At 58.7% G+C, this 20,597-nt stretch carries 16 protein-coding genes; 11 read left to right on the top strand and 5 right to left on the bottom strand.

All coding sequences use genetic code 11. From position 1 onward, the window contains the following. Positions 1-2 precede the first annotated feature (2 nt). Complete coding sequence (gene tsaA, locus IT895_RS15280) at positions 3-731, bottom strand: tRNA (N6-threonylcarbamoyladenosine(37)-N6)-methyltransferase TrmO (RefSeq protein WP_085917086.1); 729 nt, start codon at positions 729-731, stop codon at positions 3-5. Positions 732-848: 117 nt separating this feature from the next. Between tsaA and IT895_RS15275 the strand changes: the two genes are divergently transcribed. Next, on the top strand, positions 849-1,370 hold the full coding sequence (locus tag IT895_RS15275; protein WP_085917087.1) for a GNAT family N-acetyltransferase: 522 nt from the start codon (positions 849-851) through the stop codon (positions 1,368-1,370). 10 nt (positions 1,371-1,380) lie between these two features. Here the strand turns inward: IT895_RS15275 and nadC are convergent, their stop codons facing one another. After that, positions 1,381-2,235 carry a carboxylating nicotinate-nucleotide diphosphorylase gene (gene nadC / locus IT895_RS15270; protein ID WP_085917088.1) on the bottom strand — a complete coding sequence of 285 codons (855 nt, stop codon included), beginning with the start codon at positions 2,233-2,235 and terminating at the stop codon, positions 1,381-1,383. 81 nt (positions 2,236-2,316) lie between these two features. On the opposite strand from nadC, the gene ampD reads away from it, so the two are divergent. The 7 genes from ampD (at position 2,317) to IT895_RS15235 (ending at position 11,578) form a co-directional block, all read left to right on the top strand. Further along, positions 2,317-2,919 (top strand): 1,6-anhydro-N-acetylmuramyl-L-alanine amidase AmpD, encoded by a 603-nt coding sequence (ampD, locus tag IT895_RS15265; protein ID WP_233337433.1) that lies wholly within the window; start codon positions 2,317-2,319, stop codon positions 2,917-2,919. A gap of 348 nt (positions 2,920-3,267) precedes the next feature. Beyond that, a complete protein-coding gene (gene aceE, locus IT895_RS15260) occupies positions 3,268-5,940 on the top strand; it encodes a pyruvate dehydrogenase (acetyl-transferring), homodimeric type (RefSeq protein ID WP_199283968.1) in 2,673 nt (890 codons plus the stop codon). 58 nt (positions 5,941-5,998) lie between these two features. After that, positions 5,999-8,029, top strand: a complete 2,031-nt coding sequence (gene aceF / locus IT895_RS15255) for a dihydrolipoyllysine-residue acetyltransferase (RefSeq protein WP_199283967.1) — start codon at positions 5,999-6,001, stop codon at positions 8,027-8,029. Between the two features lie 236 nt (positions 8,030-8,265). Next, on the top strand, positions 8,266-8,919 hold the full coding sequence (gene adk, locus IT895_RS15250) for an adenylate kinase (RefSeq protein ID WP_085917092.1): 654 nt from the start codon (positions 8,266-8,268) through the stop codon (positions 8,917-8,919). Between the two features lie 114 nt (positions 8,920-9,033). Further along, a complete protein-coding gene (gene tsaB, locus IT895_RS15245) occupies positions 9,034-9,732 on the top strand; it encodes a tRNA (adenosine(37)-N6)-threonylcarbamoyltransferase complex dimerization subunit type 1 TsaB (RefSeq protein ID WP_199283966.1) in 699 nt (232 codons plus the stop codon). Further along, positions 9,729-10,436: a class I SAM-dependent methyltransferase gene (locus IT895_RS15240; protein WP_085917094.1), complete on the top strand. Its 708-nt coding sequence runs from the start codon at positions 9,729-9,731 to the stop codon at positions 10,434-10,436. The genes tsaB and IT895_RS15240 overlap by 4 nt, the downstream gene beginning before the upstream one ends. A 20-nt stretch (positions 10,437-10,456) precedes the next feature. After that, a complete protein-coding gene (locus IT895_RS15235) occupies positions 10,457-11,578 on the top strand; it encodes a phospholipase D-like domain-containing protein (protein ID WP_199283965.1) in 1,122 nt (373 codons plus the stop codon). A 1-nt stretch (position 11,579) separates the two neighbouring features. Here IT895_RS15235 and IT895_RS15230 read toward each other — a convergent pair whose 3' ends face one another. Further along, positions 11,580-12,242, bottom strand: a complete 663-nt coding sequence (locus IT895_RS15230; RefSeq protein WP_199283964.1) for a YecA/YgfB family protein — start codon at positions 12,240-12,242, stop codon at positions 11,580-11,582. Between the two features lie 69 nt (positions 12,243-12,311). On the opposite strand from IT895_RS15230, the gene IT895_RS15225 reads away from it, so the two are divergent. From IT895_RS15225 to IT895_RS15215, 3 genes are all read left to right on the top strand, one after another. Beyond that, a complete protein-coding gene (locus IT895_RS15225) occupies positions 12,312-12,851 on the top strand; it encodes a SprT family zinc-dependent metalloprotease (protein WP_085917278.1) in 540 nt (179 codons plus the stop codon). Positions 12,852-13,032: 181 nt separating this feature from the next. Continuing rightward, complete coding sequence (gene acs / locus IT895_RS15220; RefSeq protein WP_199283963.1) at positions 13,033-14,982, top strand: acetate--CoA ligase; 1,950 nt, start codon at positions 13,033-13,035, stop codon at positions 14,980-14,982. 263 nt (positions 14,983-15,245) lie between these two features. After that, positions 15,246-15,908 carry a LuxR C-terminal-related transcriptional regulator gene (locus IT895_RS15215; protein ID WP_066318388.1) on the top strand — a complete coding sequence of 221 codons (663 nt, stop codon included), beginning with the start codon at positions 15,246-15,248 and terminating at the stop codon, positions 15,906-15,908. A gap of 95 nt (positions 15,909-16,003) precedes the next feature. On the opposite strand, the gene IT895_RS15210 is transcribed toward IT895_RS15215, so the two are convergent. After that, positions 16,004-19,945 carry a hybrid sensor histidine kinase/response regulator gene (locus IT895_RS15210; protein WP_085917099.1) on the bottom strand — a complete coding sequence of 1,314 codons (3,942 nt, stop codon included), beginning with the start codon at positions 19,943-19,945 and terminating at the stop codon, positions 16,004-16,006. Between the two features lie 106 nt (positions 19,946-20,051). Then, complete coding sequence (locus IT895_RS15205; protein ID WP_085917100.1) at positions 20,052-20,567, bottom strand: hypothetical protein; 516 nt, start codon at positions 20,565-20,567, stop codon at positions 20,052-20,054. Positions 20,568-20,597: the final 30 nt, after the last annotated feature.

The following is a 20,597-nucleotide window of genomic DNA, read 5'->3' as shown; positions in this document are numbered from 1 at the left end:
GTCTAGCCGCTAATGTCGATAGCCACCACCTCCAGTGTGGTGGCTTCGCCGTTCTGGCGCGGACAAAATTTGACGTCCACATCGCGAAGCCGGACACCGTAAACCCGCTCGGAAGCTTGGCCGTGCCGGTAGGCCGGTCGAGGATCCTGACCAATGACCTGCTCGATCAGCGCGCTTAATGAGTCGCGATCAGCACGCTGTGCCAGCTGATCAAGGGCAGTAGCGCTGAACTGAACCGTCAACTGTTCGGGTGGGGCGGGGGCAAAGCCTGCTTGCGCATTAGGTGGGGATTCAGCCCAGGGGAGGTAGGGTTTAATATCCACCACGGGGGTGCCGTTGACCAGGTCGCAGCCTGACAGTTTCAGGCGCACGCCCTGATGGGTATCAATACCCCCCAGTTCGACAAGCGAAAGACCTAGCCTGTTGGGGCGATGCGTACTGCGGCTGGCAAACACGCCCACTTTTCGGTTGCCACCTAACCGCGGCGGTCTGACGAGAGGTGACCAGCGTTCAGGACTCTGGTGGAACACAAAGCTGATCCACACATGGCTGAACGCGTCGAGCCCGCGCACGACCAGCGGGTCGTCATAAGGCGGGCTAAGTATCAACTCGGCGTTGGCTGCAGGCGCCAGGCCAGGCTGGCGGGGAACGCCAAACTTGTCGGCGTAGTCGCTAACCACATAGCCGATAGGCGTCAGTGTAAAGGACTCGCTGGAAGGGGCATGATGCATCACACTGCCTTATCAAAGGGAAAACCAGAGGGCTGAGTATAAAACAGCCGTGTTCTCAGTACAGTGGTGCTGAGCATGCCTTGAAAAAAGAAAGCGATAACGCTCACATGGTGAAACATGACAGATGAACAGACTGCACAGCCCTCGACGGCCCGCATCACCTACCGCGTGGCACGTGCCAGAGATGCCGCTGATCAAGCGGAGGTGTTTTACCATGCCGTCATGCAAGGGGCTGCAACGCGTTACAGCCTGGCGCAGCGGCGCGCATGGGCGAGCGCCTTACCCCGCGAGGCCAGCGCCTGGTCAGCGCGCCAGGCGCTATATACGACGCTTGTTGCCAGCTGTGATGGTCGCTGCGTCGGGTTTATTGAACTTGATGTGCCAGCCGGACGGGTTGAGACCCTCTATGTGTGGCCATCGCTCAACGGACGCGGCATCGGCACTACGCTGTTGATTCACGCTGAACGGTGGCTGTTGGAGCAGGGTGTTTCCCGTATTCAGATCGAGGCAAGCCTGACGCTCTATGAACGGCTGCTGCGGCGCGGTTGGGAAAACCTTGGCGAGCAGTGGGTTGAGCGTGGCGGTGAGCCGCTTCAGCGTTTTCGTCTGCAGAAGCGGCTTAACGCCGTCGAGACCTGACTTCATCCGGTTAACGGTTAGTTTGGCGGGTGATCCGCATCGACAGGTCAATGGCCTGGATGTCCTTGGTCAAGGTGCCACAGGAGATACAGTCGACGCCGGTCTCAGCAATCGCGCGCAGGGTCTCGGTATCAACATTCCCTGACGCTTCAAGCGTGGCGCTGCCAGCCGTCAGTTCAACGGCCGTGCGCAGTTCATCCAGGCTGAAATTATCCAGCATAATGACATCTGCTTTCGCGGCCAGCGCCTGTTCCAACTCGGCGAAATTTTCGACCTCAACCTCAACGGGAAGCTCGGCGGCCAGTTTGCGCGCCTGGGCCACCGCTGCCTGGATGCCGCCACAGGCGGCGATATGATTTTCCTTGATCAGAAACGCATCCCATAGGCCAATGCGATGATTGTGGCCGCCGCCACACATCACGGCGTATTTCTGTGCCAGCCGCATGCCGGGCAGCGTCTTGCGGGTATCCAGCAAGCGCACGCCGGTGTCGGCGATCAGGTCGACATAGCGGCGGGTCGTTGTCGCCGTGGCTGACAGCGTTTGCAGCACGTTGAGGGCGGCACGTTCGCCAGTCAACAGGCTACGTGCGGGGCCCTCCAGGGTGAGAAAACATTGCCCGGCCTCCAGTCGGTCACCGTCGGCGGCTTGCCAGTAAAGTGCAACGCGGCTGTCCAGGCGGCGGAAAATATCGTCGACAAAGGCAACGCCGCACAGCACGGCCGGGACGCGGGTAATGACCTCCGCCGTCGCCAGTTGGTGGTCCGGAATCAACTCGGCGGTGATATCGCCCGGGCCTACGTCTTCGGAGAGCAGACGAGCAGCACTGGAGCGGATTTCTTCGGCAAGGGCAGTTTGGTAATGCATGGCATCAATTCTCTGGGCGTTAACGTCGATGACCGGCATTATAGTGAAAGAGAGCGCCAACGTAGAGGAGTCCTTCGCGTGATTGACCGACAATTTTCTCCTGGCCGATGGCAAGTCGCACGCCAGGTGGCGTCGCCAAATGCAGACCAGCGCCCCGATGACGAGGTATCGCTACTGCTGATTCATGCCATCAGCCTGCCTCCCGGTCAGTTTCAGGGAACAGCCGTTGAGGCACTGTTTACCAACCAGCTAGACCCCGGTGCACATCCTTATTTTGCCGCCATTGCCCATTTACGGGTATCCGCCCACCTGCTGATTCGCCGCGATGGCGAATGCGTCCAGTTTGTCGACACCGATCAGCGGGCCTGGCACGCAGGACGTTCCCGTTGGTGGGATTCGCGCCAACAGCGCTGGCGGCAAGCGCTCAATGATTTTTCGGTGGGTATTGAACTGGAAGGTGATGAAACGACGCCCTTTACCAAGGCCCAGTATGTGGCGTTGGCCAAGGCTGCTCGGTGGTTGTTGGGCCGTTATCCTGCGCTTACCCCGGAGCGTGTGACCAGTCATGCACGGGTGGCACCGTTGCGTAAAACCGACCCCGGGCCAACGTTTGATTGGGCTTATTGGCGTCAGTTGGTTGCGACCCAGGAAGATGATTTAAGTCGGGATGAGTCAAGAAATTAAAACGGTAGTTTGACTACATGAGGGGGGTCTGGGTCGTCTTGGCAAGTGCCTTAACAATGCCTTATGTTGCGGTGCAATAGTTTGTTTTCGATAGCCTTTTAGGTGTTACTGTAATTGGCAGCGTGGCGACTTTGCGGTATCTTCGCCTATACAAAAGGCTAACTTTTACAACAATTATGTAGCTTTACTACATTTCCATGTATGTAGCTCGTTGAATGTAGAAGAAAAACCAGACGACGCTCAGGCGTCGACTGTCAGCATGCCAGTGGTGGCGACACACCACAGCCGCCCCAGGCCCAACGGGCCAGCGGGGTTGATTGTCATTTATCGTCATTCGGAGAGACCTCTATGAGTCTGGAGACAAGAGAAGATCTCGATCCGATCGAAACCACGGAATGGATTGATTCCCTGGAGTCGGTATTGGATCGTGAGGGCGAAGATCGTGCCCGCTACCTGATGACCCGCCTGGCGGACCGCCTGCGTCGGGACGGCATGAGGGTGCCCTTCTCGGTGACAACCCCGCATCGTAATACGATTCCGGTTCACCGCGAAGCGCCGATGCCTGGCGACCTGTTCATGGAGCGGCGTATCCGCTCCTTGATCCGCTATAATGCCATTGCCCAGGTGATTCGCAACAACCGCGCCAAGCCCGGTCTGGGCGGCCACATTGCCAGCTTCATGTCATCAGCCACGCTGTATGACGTGGGCTTTAACCACTTTTTCCGTGCTCCTCAGGGCGACTTCGAAGGCGACCTGATCTACATTCAGGGCCACGTGGCACCGGGTATCTACGCGCGCTCCTACCTGGAAGGCCGCCTGAGCGAAGAACAGATGGACCGTTTCCGCCAGGAAGTCGATGGTGATGGCCTGTCATCCTACCCGCACCCGTGGCTGATGCCGGATTACTGGCAATTCCCGACGGTTTCCATGGGCCTTGGTCCGATCCAGGCGATCTACCAGGCGCACGTGATGAAGTACCTGCATCACCGTGAGCTGAAAGACATGTACGACCGCAAGATCTGGTGCTTCCTGGGTGACGGCGAGTGCGACGAGCCGGAATCTCTGGGCGCCATTTCACTGGCCGGTCGTGAAAACCTCGACAACCTGATTTTCGTCATCAACTGTAACCTCCAGCGTCTGGATGGCCCTGTGCGCGGTAATTCCCGCGTCATGGACGAATTCGAGGGTGTATTCCGCGGTGCGGGCTGGAACGTTATCAAGGTTGTCTGGGGTCGCCACTGGGATCCACTGTTCGAGAAGGACAAGAAAGGCATTCTGCAAAACCGCATGGACGAAGCAGTCGACGGCGAGTATCAGAACTACAAGGCCAACGGCGGGGCCTATACCCGCGAGCACTTCTTCGGCAAGTATCCGGAAACCGAAGAGATGGTCAAAGACCTCTCCGACGAGGACATCTGGAAGCTCAACCGCGGTGGTCACGACCCGTTCAAGGTCTACGCGGCCTACCACGAGGCGGTTAATACCTCGAACGGCAAGCCCACGGTCATCCTGGCGCATACCGTCAAGGGCTATGGCATGGGTAGTGGCGATGGCGAAGCCGCCAACGAAGCCCATCAGGTCAAGAGCATGGAATACGAGGCGCTGAAGACTTTCCGTGACCGCTTCGGCATTCCGCTGACCGACGAGCAGCTCAAAGACGTGCCGTACTACATGCCAGAGCAGGATTCCCCCGAACTCAAGTACTTGCACCTGCAGCGCGAGCGCCTGGGTGGCTATTTGCCCAGCCGTCGCAGCGACTTCGAGGCGCTGGAAATTCCCACCCTTGAAGATAAAGCCTTTGCCTCGCAAATGGGCGGTTCCAAAGGCCGTGAAGTGTCCACCACCATGGCGTTTGTGCGGGTGCTGAACGGGCTGGTCAAGGACAAGAAGATCGGCAAGAAAGTGGTGCCGATTATTCCTGACGAGGCGCGTACCTTCGGCATGGAAGGCATGTTCCGTCAGTTGGGGATCTACACCTCTGAAGGGCAGAAGTATGAGCCGGTCGATAAAGGCCAGATCATGTTCTACCGTGAAGATCAGAAGGGCCAGATTCTCGAGGAGGGTATTTCCGAAGCAGGCGCGATGTCCGCGTGGATTGCAGCGGCCACCTCCTACAGCAACAACAACGTCACCCTGCTGCCGTTCTACGTCTATTACTCGATGTTCGGCTTCCAGCGTATCGGCGATCTGGCTTGGGCAGCAGGCGACCTGCAGGCACGTGGCTTCATGGTTGGCGGTACCGCAGGCCGCACGACGCTCAACGGTGAGGGTTTGCAGCACCAGGATGGCCACAGCCTGATTCAGGCATCGACCATTCCCAACTGCCGCAGCTACGACCCGACCTATGCCCATGAGGTCGCGGTGATTCTGCATGATGGCATGAAGCGCATGTTCACCGACAAGGAGAACTGCTTCTATTACCTGACGGTCATGAACGAGAACTACGAGCACCCCGAGCTTGAAACTGTGCCTGTCGACGACATCGTCAAAGGCATGTACCTGCTACGCGAAACCAAGGGCAAAAAAGGCCGCGTGCAGCTGATGGGTTCGGGTACGATCCTGCGCGAAGTCGAAGAAGCGGCCACACTGCTTGAAAACGACTGGGGGATTGGCGCTGATATCTGGAGCGTGACCAGCTTCAATGAACTACGTCGTGAAGCACTGCTGCTGGACCGGGAAGCCTTCCTGAGCCCTGAAGCCGAGGCCATCAAGCCTCACGTCACCAAGTGTCTGGAAGGCCGTGAAGGGCCGGTGATTGCGTCTACCGACTACATGAAGCTATACGCTGATCAGGTGCGTGCCTGGGTGCCGAACGATTACACTGTACTGGGTACCGATGGCTTTGGTCGTTCCGATACCCGCGAGAAGCTGCGTTACTTCTTTGAGGTGGATCGTTACTTCGTGACTGTCGCGGCGCTGCGCGCACTGGCAGACCGTGGCGAAATCGATCGCAAGCTTGTCGGTGACGCCCTGAAGAAGTACGGCATCGATGTCAACAAGCCGAACCCGCTGACCAGCTGATCCGCTGCCCGGCGGGCAAATGCCCGCCGGCTCGATCCGATTTTAAAGGAGCGCGACCTTGAGTAGCGAAATCATCAAAGTTCCCGATATCGGTGGTGATACCGATGTCGAAATCATCGAGATTGCGGTGTCGGAAGGCGATGTCATTGAAGCAGAAGACACCCTGATCACGCTCGAATCCGATAAAGCCAGCATGGACGTACCGGCTCCGAAAGGGGGGAAGGTCATAAAGGTGCTGGTCAAAGAGGGCGATAGCGTCTCTGAAGGTGACGATATCGTCGAGCTGGAAGTCGAAGGTGGTGGCGATGCCGGGGGTGAAAGCGACGTCTCTCCCGCTGAGTCATCCGGCAGCCAGCAGGACGAAGCCCCCTCCAAAGCACCTGCGCCGGAACCCTCGAAGCCTGCCGCCAAGAAGGCGTCCGGCGGCAAGCAGACCGTGGATATCAAAGTGCCCGATCTGGGTGGCTCGGATAACGTCGAAATCATTGAAGTCGCGGTGGGTGAAGGCGATGAAGTTGACGCCGAAGATACCTTGATCACTCTGGAGTCCGATAAAGCCTCCATGGACGTGCCGAGTCCTCATACCGGTAAGATCGTTTCGTTCAGCGTGAAAGAAGGTGATACGGTCTCTGAAGGCGATGTCATTGGGCAAATGGAAATCGCCGGTGAAGGCGACGACGCCGAAGACACGGCCGACGAGCAGACGTCCAGCCAGGCCAGCAGCGAACCACAAGCGGCGGCTGAGCAGCATGACGAGCCAGAAGAAGCTGCTAGCGGTGAGCCGGCGCGCAAAGAGATTCGAGTACCGGACCTGTCCGGCTCCTCTGACGTACCGATTATTGAAATTGGCGTAGCGGCCGGAGACGAGGTCAACGAAGAAGACCCGTTAATCACGCTGGAATCCGACAAGGCGTCAATGGATGTCCCTAGCCCCTACAAAGGCAAGCTCCTTGAGCTGACCGTCAAAGAGGGCGACACGGTCTCCGAAGGCGATGTGATCGGCTATATTGAAGTCGCGGGTGCCAAGCAGGCAGCCCCGAAAAAGGCCGCCCCTGAAAAAGCCCAGCCGCAGAGCGCCAGCCCATCCAGTGCCAAATCTGCCGAGTCGCCTGCTGGCACCCCCAGCCCCGAAGCGCAGATGGCATCGCACAAGCCACGTGATGGCAAGTTGGTTCATGCTGGCCCCGCCGTGCGCATGCTGGCACGCGAACTGGGTGTTGACCTGGGGCTGGTCAAGCCCAGTGGCCCGAAAGACCGTGTGTTGAAAGAAGATGTTCAGGCCTATGTGAAACAGGCCATTGCCAATCAGGGCAAAGCGCAGGCGGGTGCAGCGCCCGCTGCCACCGGTGGCGCAGGTATACCGCCGATCCCGGAAGTTGACTTCAGCCAGTTTGGCGAGGTGGAAGAGAAGCCGATGGGTCGTCTGCTCAAGATGGGCGCGACCAATTTGCATCGCAGCTGGCTCAACGTGCCCCACGTTACCCAGTTCGACGAAGCGGATATCACCGAGCTTGAGAACTTCCGCAAGTCCATGAAAGCCGAAGCCGAGGCCCAGGGCGCGAAGCTGACGCCGCTGCCGTTCATGGTCAAGGCTTGTGCCTTCGCACTGCGCAAATTCCCGCAGTTCAACGTCAGCCTGAAAGGTGACGGCGAAACGCTGGTATGGAAGAACTATGTGCATATCGGGGTGGCGGTGGACACGCCAGAAGGCTTGATGGTCCCGGTGGTGCGTAACGCCGACCAGAAATCCCTGATTGAGATTGCCAAGGAGATGGCTGAGCTTGGCAAGAAAGCGCAGTCCAAAAAGCTCAAGCGTGACGAGATGACCGGTGGGTGCTTTACCATTTCGAGCCTGGGCTCGATTGGCGGTACCGCGTTCACACCTATCGTCAATGCACCGGAAGTGGCCATTCTGGGTGTTTCCAAGTCCCAGATGAAGCCGGTATGGGATGGCAGTGCCTTCCAGCCGAGGCTTATGATGCCGCTATCGCTGTCATACGATCACCGTGCGATCAACGGTGCGGATGCAGCGCGCTTTACCGCGTTCCTTGCGGATGTCCTGACCGATATTCGCCGTCTACTGCTGTAAGTGGCAATGGAGGGTCTTGCGAGCGGCGTCCGTCAGGGCGCCGCTCGTGTTTGGGCCTCCTTTGTTTGAACACAAGGGCGACCAAAGTACAGGTTGGGCGTCACTTGGCTGATTTTATTTAAAAAAATGCCTTCACAACCATGCTTTCAGGCTTTTGGGTAGTTGTGTCGCCTTAGAGGCACGGTTATTGTCGGCTGATTGATTTATTGCATTTCTATTATTCAAGGAGCAGAGCCATGCGTTTAATCCTGTTGGGTGCCCCCGGTGCGGGGAAGGGGACTCAAGCTCAGTTCATCTGTGAGCGTTATAAAATTCCCCAGATTTCCACCGGCGACATGTTACGCGCGGCGATCAAGGATGGCAGCGAGCTGGGCCTCAAGGTCAAAGAGATCATGAACAGCGGTGGCCTGGTGTCCGACGATATCATTATCGACTTGGTCAAAGAGCGCATCAACCAGCCCGACTGCGAAAATGGCTTTCTGTTCGACGGCTTCCCACGCACCATTCCCCAGGCGGATGCCATGAAAGAAGGCGGCGTCAAGCTTGACCACGTGCTGGAAATTGCCGTTCCCGATGAGGAAATTGTTAACCGCCTGGCGGGGCGGCGCGTTCACCCTGAGTCTGGGCGGGTCTATCATGTGGAGCACAATCCTCCCAAAGAGCCGGGCAAGGATGACGTGACCGGCGAGGCGCTGATTCAGCGCGAGGACGACCAGGAGTCTACTGTACGTAATCGGCTGGCGGTTTATCATGATCAAACGGCACCGCTGGTCGATTATTACCAGCAGTGGGCTAAGGAAGACCCCGAGGCGGCGCCGCAATACCACCGCGTTGAAGGGGTTGGAAGCGTGGATGATATTACGCGTCAGGTCACCGAAGCGCTGAGTTAGGGCGCCCCAGGCAAGCACGAGCCAATACGTGATGGCCCGCCAAGTGCGGGTCATCGTCGTATGCGCAAGGCAAAGGTATAATGCCTCTCTACTTCTCACGAGTGCTGAATCGCTATGTCGCTATATCTTCTCGCCCTCGATGCCTCTTCAAGTGCCTGCTCCGCTGCCTTGCTGCGTCAGGACGCCGACCACAGCGAGTGTGTTGCGCGCTTTGAAATGACACCGCGTGCGCATACCCGGCGGCTGTTGCCGATGGTCGATGAGGTGTTGGGCGACGCCCAGGTTACCTCAAGCCAGCTGGATGCGATTGCCTACGGTCACGGCCCCGGTTCGTTTACCGGGCTGCGTATCGCAGCGGGGGCAGCGCAAGGCCTGGCATTTGGGCTGGATCGACCGTTGCTGGGTATCTCCACGCTCGAAGCGCTGGCACTCCAGGCCCACCGACGCTATCACTTGCGCCATGTTGTCACCGCGCTGGATGCCCGTATGGGAGAAGTTTATGTGGCGACGTGGCACTGTTTGCACGACAGCTTGCGCCTTCAAAGTGCCGAGGCGGTCATGGCGCCTGATGCGGTAACTCTGCCTGACGAAGAACCCGATTGGGTCGGTATCGGTTCCGGTTTTACACGTTGGGAGCAGTTCAGCGCACCCTTGCAGGCGGCGATGACGCAGCACCTGACCGACCTGGAGCCGCGTGCTGAGGAAATGGCCTGGCTGGCCGCCCGGGACTTCGCGGTTGGTCTGGGGCAGCCAGCCCACGCCGTGCAGCCGGTCTATCTGCGCAACCAGGTGGCGTGGAAAAAGCCCGCATGACACTGCCCGATGTCGGTGAACTGCCCGCCGGGTTAATGCTTGCCTACCGTGATGGGCAACTGGTATTGACCGGCGATGAGCGGCAGTTCGGCAAACCTCTCAGTGTTGATTTTGTGGCGGGCCGGGCTGCTCATCGGCGTCAATTTGGCGGCGGACGTGGTCAGTTGGTGGCCAAGGCCTGTGGTCTGAACAAGGGTTGCGACCCATACGTGGTTGATGCCACGGCCGGTCTGGGCCGCGATGCCTTTGTGCTGGCAAGCCTGGGGGCGTCGGTGTTGATGATCGAGCGCGTCCCGGCGATTGCCGCCCTGCTTGCCGATGGTTTGGCCCGTGCAGCCAACTCGGTCGATACCGCGCCCATTGCCGCGCGTATGACGTTGCGCCATGGGGATGCCGCTGGGGCATTGGCCGCGCTGGTGGCTGACGCTGACTTTAATCCCGAGGTTGTCCATTTGGACCCCATGTTTCCCCACCGTGAAAAATCCGCATTGGTCAAAAAAGAGATGCGCCTGTTTCGCGAGCTGGCGGGCGATGATGATGATGCGCCTCGCCTGCTGGAAGCGGCTTTGGATGTGGCCACTCACCGTGTGGTGGTCAAGCGACCACGCAAGGCGCCGCCGATTGACGGACCTTCACCCCAGCACACGCTGGAAGGCAAAACCAGTCGCTACGATATGTATGTCCATCGCGCCCTGACGCGCTAATGAGGACCAAGGAGGGGGGAATGTCGCCGATCTGGTGCGAAGGCAACCGCTTTACCCTGCTTCCTGAAGCGTCGCGGTTTCTACCTGCAATGCTCGAGGCTATTCATCATGCCCAGCATTATGTGCTGGTAGAGCTCTATCTGATGGAGTCAGGCAGGTTGGCAGACCGGGTTAGCGAGGCGCTCGTCCAGGCGGTCAATCGTGGGGTAACGGTGTGTCTGCTGCTGGATGGGTTTGGCTCGATGGGCTTGTCGAGCCAGGACCGACGTCGCTTGGTCAACGCGGGCATCCAACTGCGCTTTTTTAACCCGCTCGGCTTTCACTCCCTGGCACGTAACTTGAGTCGCGACCATCGAAAGATCGTGGTGGTCGATGGAGAACTGGCGTTCACCGGCGGCTTTGGCGCGGTCGATGAGTTTCTCGATGCCTGGTACGAAATTGCGGTGCGGGTTGAAGGTCGGGTGGTGGCGGACTGGGAAGGCCTGTTCAGACGTTTGTGGCGGTCACGGCTGACGCGCCCCGATAAGTCGCAGGCGCGCAGCCAGCCGCTGCCCGTTCAGCGCAAACCTCCTTATTTTGCCGACGGCGTGCGTGGGCGAGTCATGTCGGCGAGGGGCTATCGCTACCAGGCTATTCGTCATTCGCTGCATCAACGGGTAGGGCAGGCGACGCAACAACTGTGGCTGTGTACGCCCTATTTCGTGCCCACGTTTCCCTTGCGCCGACGGCTGGTGCGCGCCGCCAGGCGCGGTGTCGATGTTCGACTGCTATTGCCAGGGGCCCAGCACGATCACCCCGGCGTGCGCTATGCCGGGCAGCGCTTTTATCAGGCGATGCTCAAGGCCGGGGTGCGTATCTATGAGTTCCAGCCGACGTTTATCCACGCTAAATTCGTGTTGGCCGACGAGTGGGTCAGTATCGGGTCGTGCAATTTCGACCATTGGAATCTGCACTGGAACCTCGAAGCGAACCAGGAGGTGGAGGATCCAGGCCTTGCTCAACAAGTGCGCGAGCTTTTCGAGGGCCACTTCGCCGCCAGCGAGGAGGTGGACGCTGCCGCCTGGGCGGCGCGGCCCTGGAAGCAGCGCGCCAAGGAATGGGTCTATGGACTGCTGGATGCCCTGGTGACCCGGCTCAAGTGACTTATCGCCGCTGTTTGCCCTTGGCGGGCGTTTTACGGCGCGGCTTGGGCTTGGTGGTTTCTGGTGGCACGCGGTAGTGTAGGTAAAGGTCGAGCACCAGCTCCGGTAACTGGGTCACCAGGGCTTCCTGGCGCTCGAGGTCGCCAGCCATTTCGGCCATATCGGGCTCGTCGTCAAACAGCCCCGACAGCAGCATGAAAGGCAGCAGCAGGGTGGCCGCGGTTTCTTCGTCATCCCGGAACCAGGCACTCTCATCGCAGAACACGCCTTCCATGAACCCGGCGCACCAATCACCGATGGGCGTCTCTTCGGCGGGCATACCGGCAAGGGTCAGTTCGAAAGGCAGTTCAGGCAAGCCGCCCTGCTCGAGAACCGCCATGGCATTATCGCGTAGCAGCGTGAGCAGGTGGATAATATCGTCGCGCTGCGCCTCGTCGACGTAGCGGGGTTCGCCATGGAACAGCTCGGCGATCCATTGGGTAGGCGGCACTTCGCTGGGGCCGACGGCCAGCGCGACGAGAAATCCATGCGCCGAAATCAAATCCAGAGCATCTTCATCGACCCGGTCCGACGCGAGAAAGTCGTCCAGTCTATCGAGTTGTTCATCGTCAAGCAGCGGCTGTGGCGGAGTCGCCTCTTCGGGCGAATGGGGACGCGCTGGCATAAGGAGCCTCATCAATGAGCAGCGGAAACAAACAGTCAAAATGACACAATGACGGCTAGTTTATCACTAATGACGACCACGCCACTCCCCCCCTGGCCCGATGCAACGCTTGCGGCCCTGACGACAGACGCATTGCACCAGGCTGCCCGCGAGCGCGTCGAGCATGCTTGGCAGCGCTGCCGCGAGGTCTATCCAGAACTCCCGTGTCCTGGGGTATGGTTTGACCTGCGCGGTGCTTCTGCCGGGCAGGCGCACCTTGGCCGCGGCGGATTAAGGTTCAACCCGGTGCTGCTGGATGAAAACCGCTGCGCGTTTTTTGACGAGGTTATCCCTCATGAAATGGCCCACTGGCTGGTGTTTCACCTCGCCGATGGAACCCGCTTGAAGCCCCATGGGCGCGAGTGGAAAACCGTGATGCAAGACCTGTTTGGATTGCCGCCCAAGGTAACGCATCGCTTTAATGTGGCGCGTGCGCAACCGGCCCCTTATCGCTACCGGTGCGGTTGCCGAGATTACCAGTTGACGCCACGGCGTCATGCTTTGGTCGTAAAAGGTCGTCGCTATCGATGTCGTCATTGTGCTGAGACCTTGGTCTACTGTGCTGGATGACGTCCTGATTGTTTGCTATAAGTTATTGTAATTAATGCTAAAAACGTTAATACCAATGTCTAAAGGGAAGGCCGGGCCGAGAGGTTTATGCTAGGGTGACATTATGTGGTGCCGGTAACGTAAAAAATAATATCGGCTACATTCCTTCAGAGAGTGCATTTCCACGGACAGAGGCAATTTCATGAGCGAACAGCAGAACGTCTATCCGGTGCGCGAGGATATCGCCGCCAACGCGTGGGCTGACGAAGCCACCTACCAGGCTATGTACCAGCAGTCGGTAGACGATCCGGAAGGCTTTTGGGCTGAGCAGGCCAAGCGGCTTGACTGGATCAAGGCGCCGACCAAGATCAAGAGCACTTCCTTCGCGCGTGACAATGTCGATATTCGCTGGTTTGAAGATGGCCAGCTCAACGTTGCCGCCAACTGCCTGGACAGACACCTAGAAAAACGTGGTGATCAGACCGCGATCATCTGGGAAGGCGACGATCCCAATGATTCCAAGCAAATCAGCTATCGTGAGCTTTACGAACGCACCAATCAGCTGGCCAACGGCCTGAAGGAATTGGGGGTCGGTAAAGGCGACACGGTCACCCTGTATATGCCGATGATTCCCGAAGCCGCCATGGCAATGCTGGCCTGTGCGCGTATCGGTGCGGTGCATTCGGTCGTCTTTGGCGGCTTCTCGCCCGACGCCGTGGCCCAGCGGGTTATCGGGGCTGATTCCAAGCTGGTGATTACCGCCGATGAGTCGGTGCGCGGTGGCAAGCAGGTACCGCTGAAAGACAACGTCGACGCCGCCCTGACCCGGGAAGGCACCGACGTCTGCCAGAACGTGCTGGTGGTCAAGCGCACCGGCGGCGAGATTGAATGGAAAGAAGGTCGCGACCTGTGGTTTAGCGACCTGGTCGACAAGCAGTCAACCGAATGCAAGCCCGAAGCGATGGGCGCGGAAGACCCGCTGTTCATTCTTTATACCTCGGGTTCCACCGGCGCACCCAAAGGGCTCAAGCACACCACCGGCGGGTACCTGACCTTTGCGGCGATGACCCACCAGTACGTGTTCGACTATCAGGACGGCGAAGTCTATTGGTGCACCGCCGATGTGGGCTGGGTTACCGGGCACAGCTATATCGTCTATGGCCCGCTGGCCAACGGCGCCACCACGCTGATGTTTGAAGGCGTGCCCAGCTACCCGACCCATGGACGTATGGGCGACATCGTCGACAAGCATAACGTCAATATTCTGTACACCGCACCGACCGCGGTGCGTGCCTTGATGGCCCACGGCGACAATGTCATGGACTCAAGCAAACGCGATTCGCTGCGCCTGCTCGGTTCGGTGGGTGAGCCCATCAATCCTGAAGCCTGGGAATGGTTCTACCGGGTCATCGGTAACGAAAAATGCCCGATTGTGGACACCTGGTGGCAAACCGAAACCGGCGGTATCATGATCTCGCCACTTCCCGGTGCGACGCCGCTCAAGCCGGGGTCGGCGACCAAGCCGTTCTTTGGCGTACAGCCCGCGCTGGTGGATAACGAGGGCAACCTGCTCGAAGGCGCCACCGAAGGCAATCTGGTCATCCTGGATGCCTGGCCCGGTCAGGCGCGGTCAATCTGGGGCGACCATGATCGCTTCGTGCAGACCTATTTCTCCACCTACGACAACATGTACTTTACCGGTGACGGCTGTCGTCGTGATGAAGACGGCTATTACTGGATCACCGGCCGGGTTGACGACGTCCTTAACGTTTCGGGCCACCGCATGGGGACTGCCGAGATCGAATCGTCGCTGGTAGCTCATTCCGCCGTTGCCGAAGCTGCGGTGGTCGGCTTCCCTCATGATATCAAGGGTCAGGGTATCTATATTTACGTGACCCTGAACGATGAGATTGACCCGACAGAGGAGCTTAAAAAAGAGCTGACCCAGTGGGTGCGCAAGGATATCGGCCCCATTGCCTCACCGGACGTCATCCAGTGGGCGCCGGGCCTCCCCAAAACCCGCTCGGGCAAGATCATGCGCCGTATCCTGCGCAAGATTGCCGCCAATGAATGCGACGGTTTGGGGGATACCAGTACGCTGGCCGATCCTTCGGTAGTGGATGAATTGATCGAACATCGCGCAAATCAATAGCCCGTTCACTGGGCCCCGTTGTTGCCGCGATGGGGCAGGTGATAAAGAACAGGCTGAGTGTTGGCCTGCTTCCCAAGGGCCATGACGATCAGTGCCGGCCATCGTGCCGGCACTGCTTTGTTCAGCGCGATGAAGAATCCATTACAAATTGTGCATATGACGCTTGGGCATGGCGAAGCCCATGGGGTACCATGCTTTAACCGTATGAGCCTAGCGTCGCGGCAGCAGCAAACCCCGCTGCTTGAGGAACCGGAGGAATATCCATGGCAGTAGCCCACAAGTTTATCGTCGCAGACGACCATCCGCTGTTTCGTGCAGCACTCACCCAGGCGTTGCGCCAACTGGCCCCGCAGGCAGAAATCGTGGAAGCCGATACCATGGAGGCGACAACGGAGGTGGTCAACCGACACCCGGATGCTGACCTCATTCTGCTGGATTTGCACATGCCGGGCGCCCACGGTTTTTCGGGGCTTATCCAACTACGTGGGCAAATGCCTGATATCCCGGTGGCCGTGGTCTCCGGCAGCGACGAGCCCTACGTCGTGCGCCGTGCCATCGATTATGGCGCATCAGGCTTTATTCCCAAGTCCTCGTCGCTGCAGTTGATCGCTGAAGCAGTCAGCGAGATTTTGCAGGGCGAGGTGTGGCTACCCGAGGCATTGGCTGGCGTTCTGGAAGAAACCAGCGAAGAAGAATCGCGCTTTGCCGAAGCGATTGCCTCGCTGACCCCGCAGCAGTTCCGGGTACTCAACATGCTCACCGAAGGGTTGCTGAACAAGCAGATCGCCTACGAGCTCAATGTGTCAGAGGCGACTATCAAGGCGCATGTGACAGCTATTCTGCGCAAGCTGGGCGTACACTCGCGCACGCAAGCCGTGATTGCAGCGCAGAAGCTGGAAGTCGAGCCGCCCAAGGTCGAGTCATAACGACACTGTTGGGGTAACCCTTCTCCGTTCGCCTTCTTCGACGCCGCTCTGTTTGTATAACGAGCGCGGCGTCGTCGTTTAAGTTCTTGCAACGATCACGGTTTGGCCCGGCTGGCCTGAAGTGTGCGGGTCAGTAGTGCACGCAGGGCTGCCGGTTTAACGGGCTTGAGCAGCAACTGATACCCGGCGCGCTTGACTTCCTCGGCCACGGCTTCGGTGCGGTCAGCGGTAATCACGATGCCGGGGACGGCGCTGGTCAGGCGCTCGCTGAGGGCTTCCAGGGCCATCAGGCCGGTGACCTCGTTGTCCAGATGGTAGTCGGCCAGGATGGCATCCGGGTCGCCGTCCATGTTGCGCAGGATCGATTTGGCGCCACCGATACTGGTGGCGGTGAACACCTCGCACCCCCAGCCGCTGAGCATGGCGGTCATGCCCTCGAGAATCAGCGTTTCGTTGTCGATACATACGATGCGGGTACCCGCCAGTTTGTTACCCGTGCGACGCGGTCCCTGATCCTGGTCGACAACGCGGGTTTCGCTGGCTTCAACGCGCGGAACGCTGACCGAGAAGGCAGTGCCGGTGTCTTCCCATGAGCGGACCTTGATCGGATGATCGAGCACACGACTCATGCGATCGGCGATGGAAAGCCCAAGCCCAAGGCCTTTTTCACTTTCTTTGTGCCGTGACACCTGGTCCAGGCGACGAAACTCCTGAAAAATCTCGCTCAGCTTCGAGTCGGGAATGCCTGGACCGCTGTCCCAGACTTCAATCACCAGTCGCTCGCCCTGACGGCGACAGCCGAGCAAGACACGGCCTTCCTGGGTATAGCGAATCGCGTTGGACAGGAAGTTTTGCACAATACGTCGCAGCATCTGCGGATCCGAGTCGACCCATTGCTGGGTAGGTACCACGACCAGGTCCAGCCCTCGCTCATCGGCCATCACTTCAAACTCGGCGCGCAACGGTCGAAAAATGTCGGCCAGCGCAAAGTGACTGCGGCGCGGTGTCAGAGCCCCGGCGTCAAGCTTGGAGATATCCAGGAGTGTGCTGAGGAGTTCTTCCGCCGCTTGAAGTGAATTATCGATATGGCCAATGGTGCGCTGGGTATCCGGCACGCTGACGTTTTGCATCAGCGCCGAGGTGAACAGGCGCGCGGCATTCAGCGGCTGGAGCAGATCGTGACTGGCCGCGGCCAGGAAGCGTGTCTTCGAGGCGTTGGCATCCTCGGCCAGCTGCTTTGCCTGGCGTAGCGCCTGCTCGGCTTCGGCACGTACGCGGTTTTCCTGTCGCAGCGCCGCATTGGCCTCGGAAAGCGCCTGGGTGCGTTCGCGGACACGCTCTTCCAGGGTTTCGTTGGTTTCCTTGAGCGCGATTTCCGCCTGACGGCGTTCGGTAATGTCCTGGTAAAGGGCGAAAAAGCCCAGGATGGACTGGCTGTCACCGAAGTGCGGGGTATAGGTCACCAGCATGTGGCGCATGGAGTCGCTCATCTGCATGGCGACTTCAAAGCTGACTCGTTCACCGCCCAGGGTAAGGGCCACCCAGGGGGCTCTTTCCTGGGCCTGGCGTGTGGGCAGCACGTCTTCGTAGCGTTTGCCGATCACGGCATTACGATCAATACCAAAGGCCTGTTCATAAGCACGGTTGGTGAACAGGTAACGTCCTTCTTTATCGAAATAGGCGATCAGGGCAGGAACGTTATCGGTGTAAATCCGGATATTGTTCTCGGATCGGATCAGCGCTTCCTCGATGCGTTTCTGCTGGGTGATATCCTGATAGGTATAGACGAAACCGCCGCCGGGCATCGGGTTGCCCTGGACTTCGAGCACACTGCCATCCTGGCGGTAGCGGACGTAGCGGTGGGGCTGACCGTCGCGGATGTTGTCGAGCAGCAGCTGGACGTGTTCCTCAGGGTCGCCGGGACCGTATTCGCCGTTGTGGGCGTTATAGCGGAAGATGCGGTCCATCGGCGCACCTACACGGATGAGGTGATCAGGGAAACGAAACAGCTCGAGGTAGCGCTGATTCCATACCACCAGCCGCAGGTTCTGGTCGACAACGCTGATGCCCTGGTTGATGTTCTCGATGGTGGCCTGCAACAGCGCGCGGTTGAATTCGAGCACCTGGGAGGCTTCATCGACAATCGAGATGACGTCGGAAATACCGATGCCGCGGCCTTGCAGCGCGGAGTTGACCACGATCCGCGCTGAAGACGCCCCAAGCACTGAGGCCAGGAAGCGCTCCGTGAACTGGATAACATCGATAGAGGCTCGAGTACTGTCATCCAGCGGTTTCCCCGTGCGTCGCGCGTAGTCTTCAAAAGCGCGGTCCACTTGGTCAGCACCCAGGAAACGTTCACAGAGCACCTTCAAGTCGCCCACCGTGGTCGCCCCGGTCCAGGGGCGGTTAATCGAGGTTTGGCGGGTTTCAACACTATCGACGAATAGCGACGCCTGAATACGCTCGACCACGCGCTGGGACGTGACCTGGGAAATGAAGATATAGCTGAACAGGTTAACCCCCAGGGAAAGCATCACCCCATGGGTGAAGCTGTCGCCCAGGTTCAGGCCAAACAGCGCCGTAGGCGACAGCCATGCAAGCCCCAGGGGCCCACCGTCAAGCCAGTCGGCCGGCAGCACATCAGCACTGATCATGGCGGGCATGAGCAGGCTGTAGACCCAAATGGCAAAGCCGGCATTCATGCCCACGATGACGCCCAGCCGGTTACCGCGCTTCCAGTACAGGCCGCCGATCAGCGCAGGGGCAAACTGGGCTGCCGCCGCAAAGGACAGCATGCCAATCGACGCCAACGATGTGAACTCGGCGATCATCTGGTAGAAGCCGTAAGCCATCGCCAAGACGGCGACGATGGTCAGCCGCCGGGCACGCAGCACCAGCCGACCATAATCGCGGGCCTTGGTGTCGAACCAGCGCAACCGGAACAGTGCCGGAATCACGATCTCGTTGGAGATCATGATCGACACGGCGACGGCCGCAACGATGACCATACCCGTGGCGGCAGAAAAGCCACCGATGAACGTCAGCAGGGTGAGCCACTCATGGCCGGAGGCCATGGACAACGCCAGCACATAGGTGTCGGGCTCAACCGATGAGCCGGAAAACATCATCAAGCCAGCGGCCGCCAGCGGTACGACAAAAAACGCGATCACGATTAGGTAAAGCGGAAACAGCCAGCGTGCTTTTGTCGCATCATCGGAATGGGTGTTTTCAACCACCGCAACGTGAAACTGACGGGGTAGGCAGAGTATTGCCAGCATCGCCAGCAGTGTCTGAGCCCAGAAGCTTTGACCGAAATCCTGATTGGCCAGTTGGCGTTGAAGTTCCAGCTGGGTCTCCGCGTAGCCCATCAACTCGCCCAATCCGTCGAACATGCCCCAGGTGACAAACACGCCAAGTACCACGAAGGCGAGCAGTTTAACCATTGACTCGAAGGCGACAGCGTGGATCAGGCCTTCGTGGTGCTCGGTGGCGTCGGTATGTCGCGTCCCGAACAGAATGGCAAAAATTGCCATCACCACGGCGACATAAAAAGCGGTATCGCCAAACAGCGGCGTGTTGGTCATGTCGCCTTCGGCGGTCAGCACGCTGAAGGTCGTCGAGACGGCCTTTAATTGCAGCGCTATGTAGGGCAGTGTGCCGACCAGGGCGACAAGGCTGGCGAACGCCGCCAGCGATTGCGTTTTACCGTAGCGCGAGGCAATAAAATCGGCGATGGAGGTGACGTTCTGATGCTTGGCCACGCGAATCATTTTCGCAAGCACGGGCCAGAACAGTAAAAAGGTCAGTACGGGCCCCACGAAAATACTGGCAAACGACCATCCGGCGGTCGCTGCCTGGCCCACGGCCCCATAGAAGGTCCAGGAGGTGCAGTAAATCGCCAGTGCCAGGCTGTAGATAATGGGGCGACGGCGGCTTGATCCGACCATGCGAGCGCGGCGGTCGCCGTACCAGGCAATAGCGAATAGCACCGCGATATACACAAGTGATACCGCGACTAACAGTCCGCCATGAAACATAGCTGTCTCCCGCCTTATGCCTATCGTTCAAGCCATTGGAACCTACTCGTCAGGCGAACCATTCTAGGCGAAATAAGATTTGTCGTCAGGCGTGGGATAGGGGTGACTATGCGTTATCGCATACATTGTTCAGTAGCGGGGAAGTATCGCGCAGCGTACGCATCCGATCGATTTGCGGCTCCCGGGTTTCCGGTTCGAGAGGAATCAGTTCACGGCTATCGCAATTGAGTACATACGGATGGTGGGTAATCACATCGGTGTAGTGGCGTTCGAACTGATAAAGAATAAATTGTGCCACTCGCGCATCGTCGCTGGTACCCAGTTGAATGTTCTCGCTGTCGACGACGCTGAATTTGGTCGTCACTGGAAAGATGAACGTCCACGGCCGCCAGACCTGTTGACTTGTATCGCTGGAAATCACCTCAGCGGTGTCGGGAAGCTGCTGCTGCTTATGCTCAAACCACGAATATTCCATATGGATCTGGTAGCTGATCATACCCAGCCCCCCGCAAACGGGCACAATCCATTTGGGTAATCGCTTACCGCTGAGCGTGCGCAGTAATAAGCCAACCCCTGCCGCTGCCAAGCCTGCAAATATGGCGGCAATCAGATGCCAAATCATAATACGTCCTTCTAAAAAGCCATCGGGCCT

The sequence above is a fragment of the Halomonas sp. A40-4 genome (assembly GCF_015767635.1).
Lineage (GTDB): Bacteria > Pseudomonadota > Gammaproteobacteria > Pseudomonadales > Halomonadaceae > Vreelandella > Vreelandella janggokensis.
Note: the sequence above shows the minus strand (reverse complement) of the source record. Positions and strands in the feature narration are given on the sequence as shown.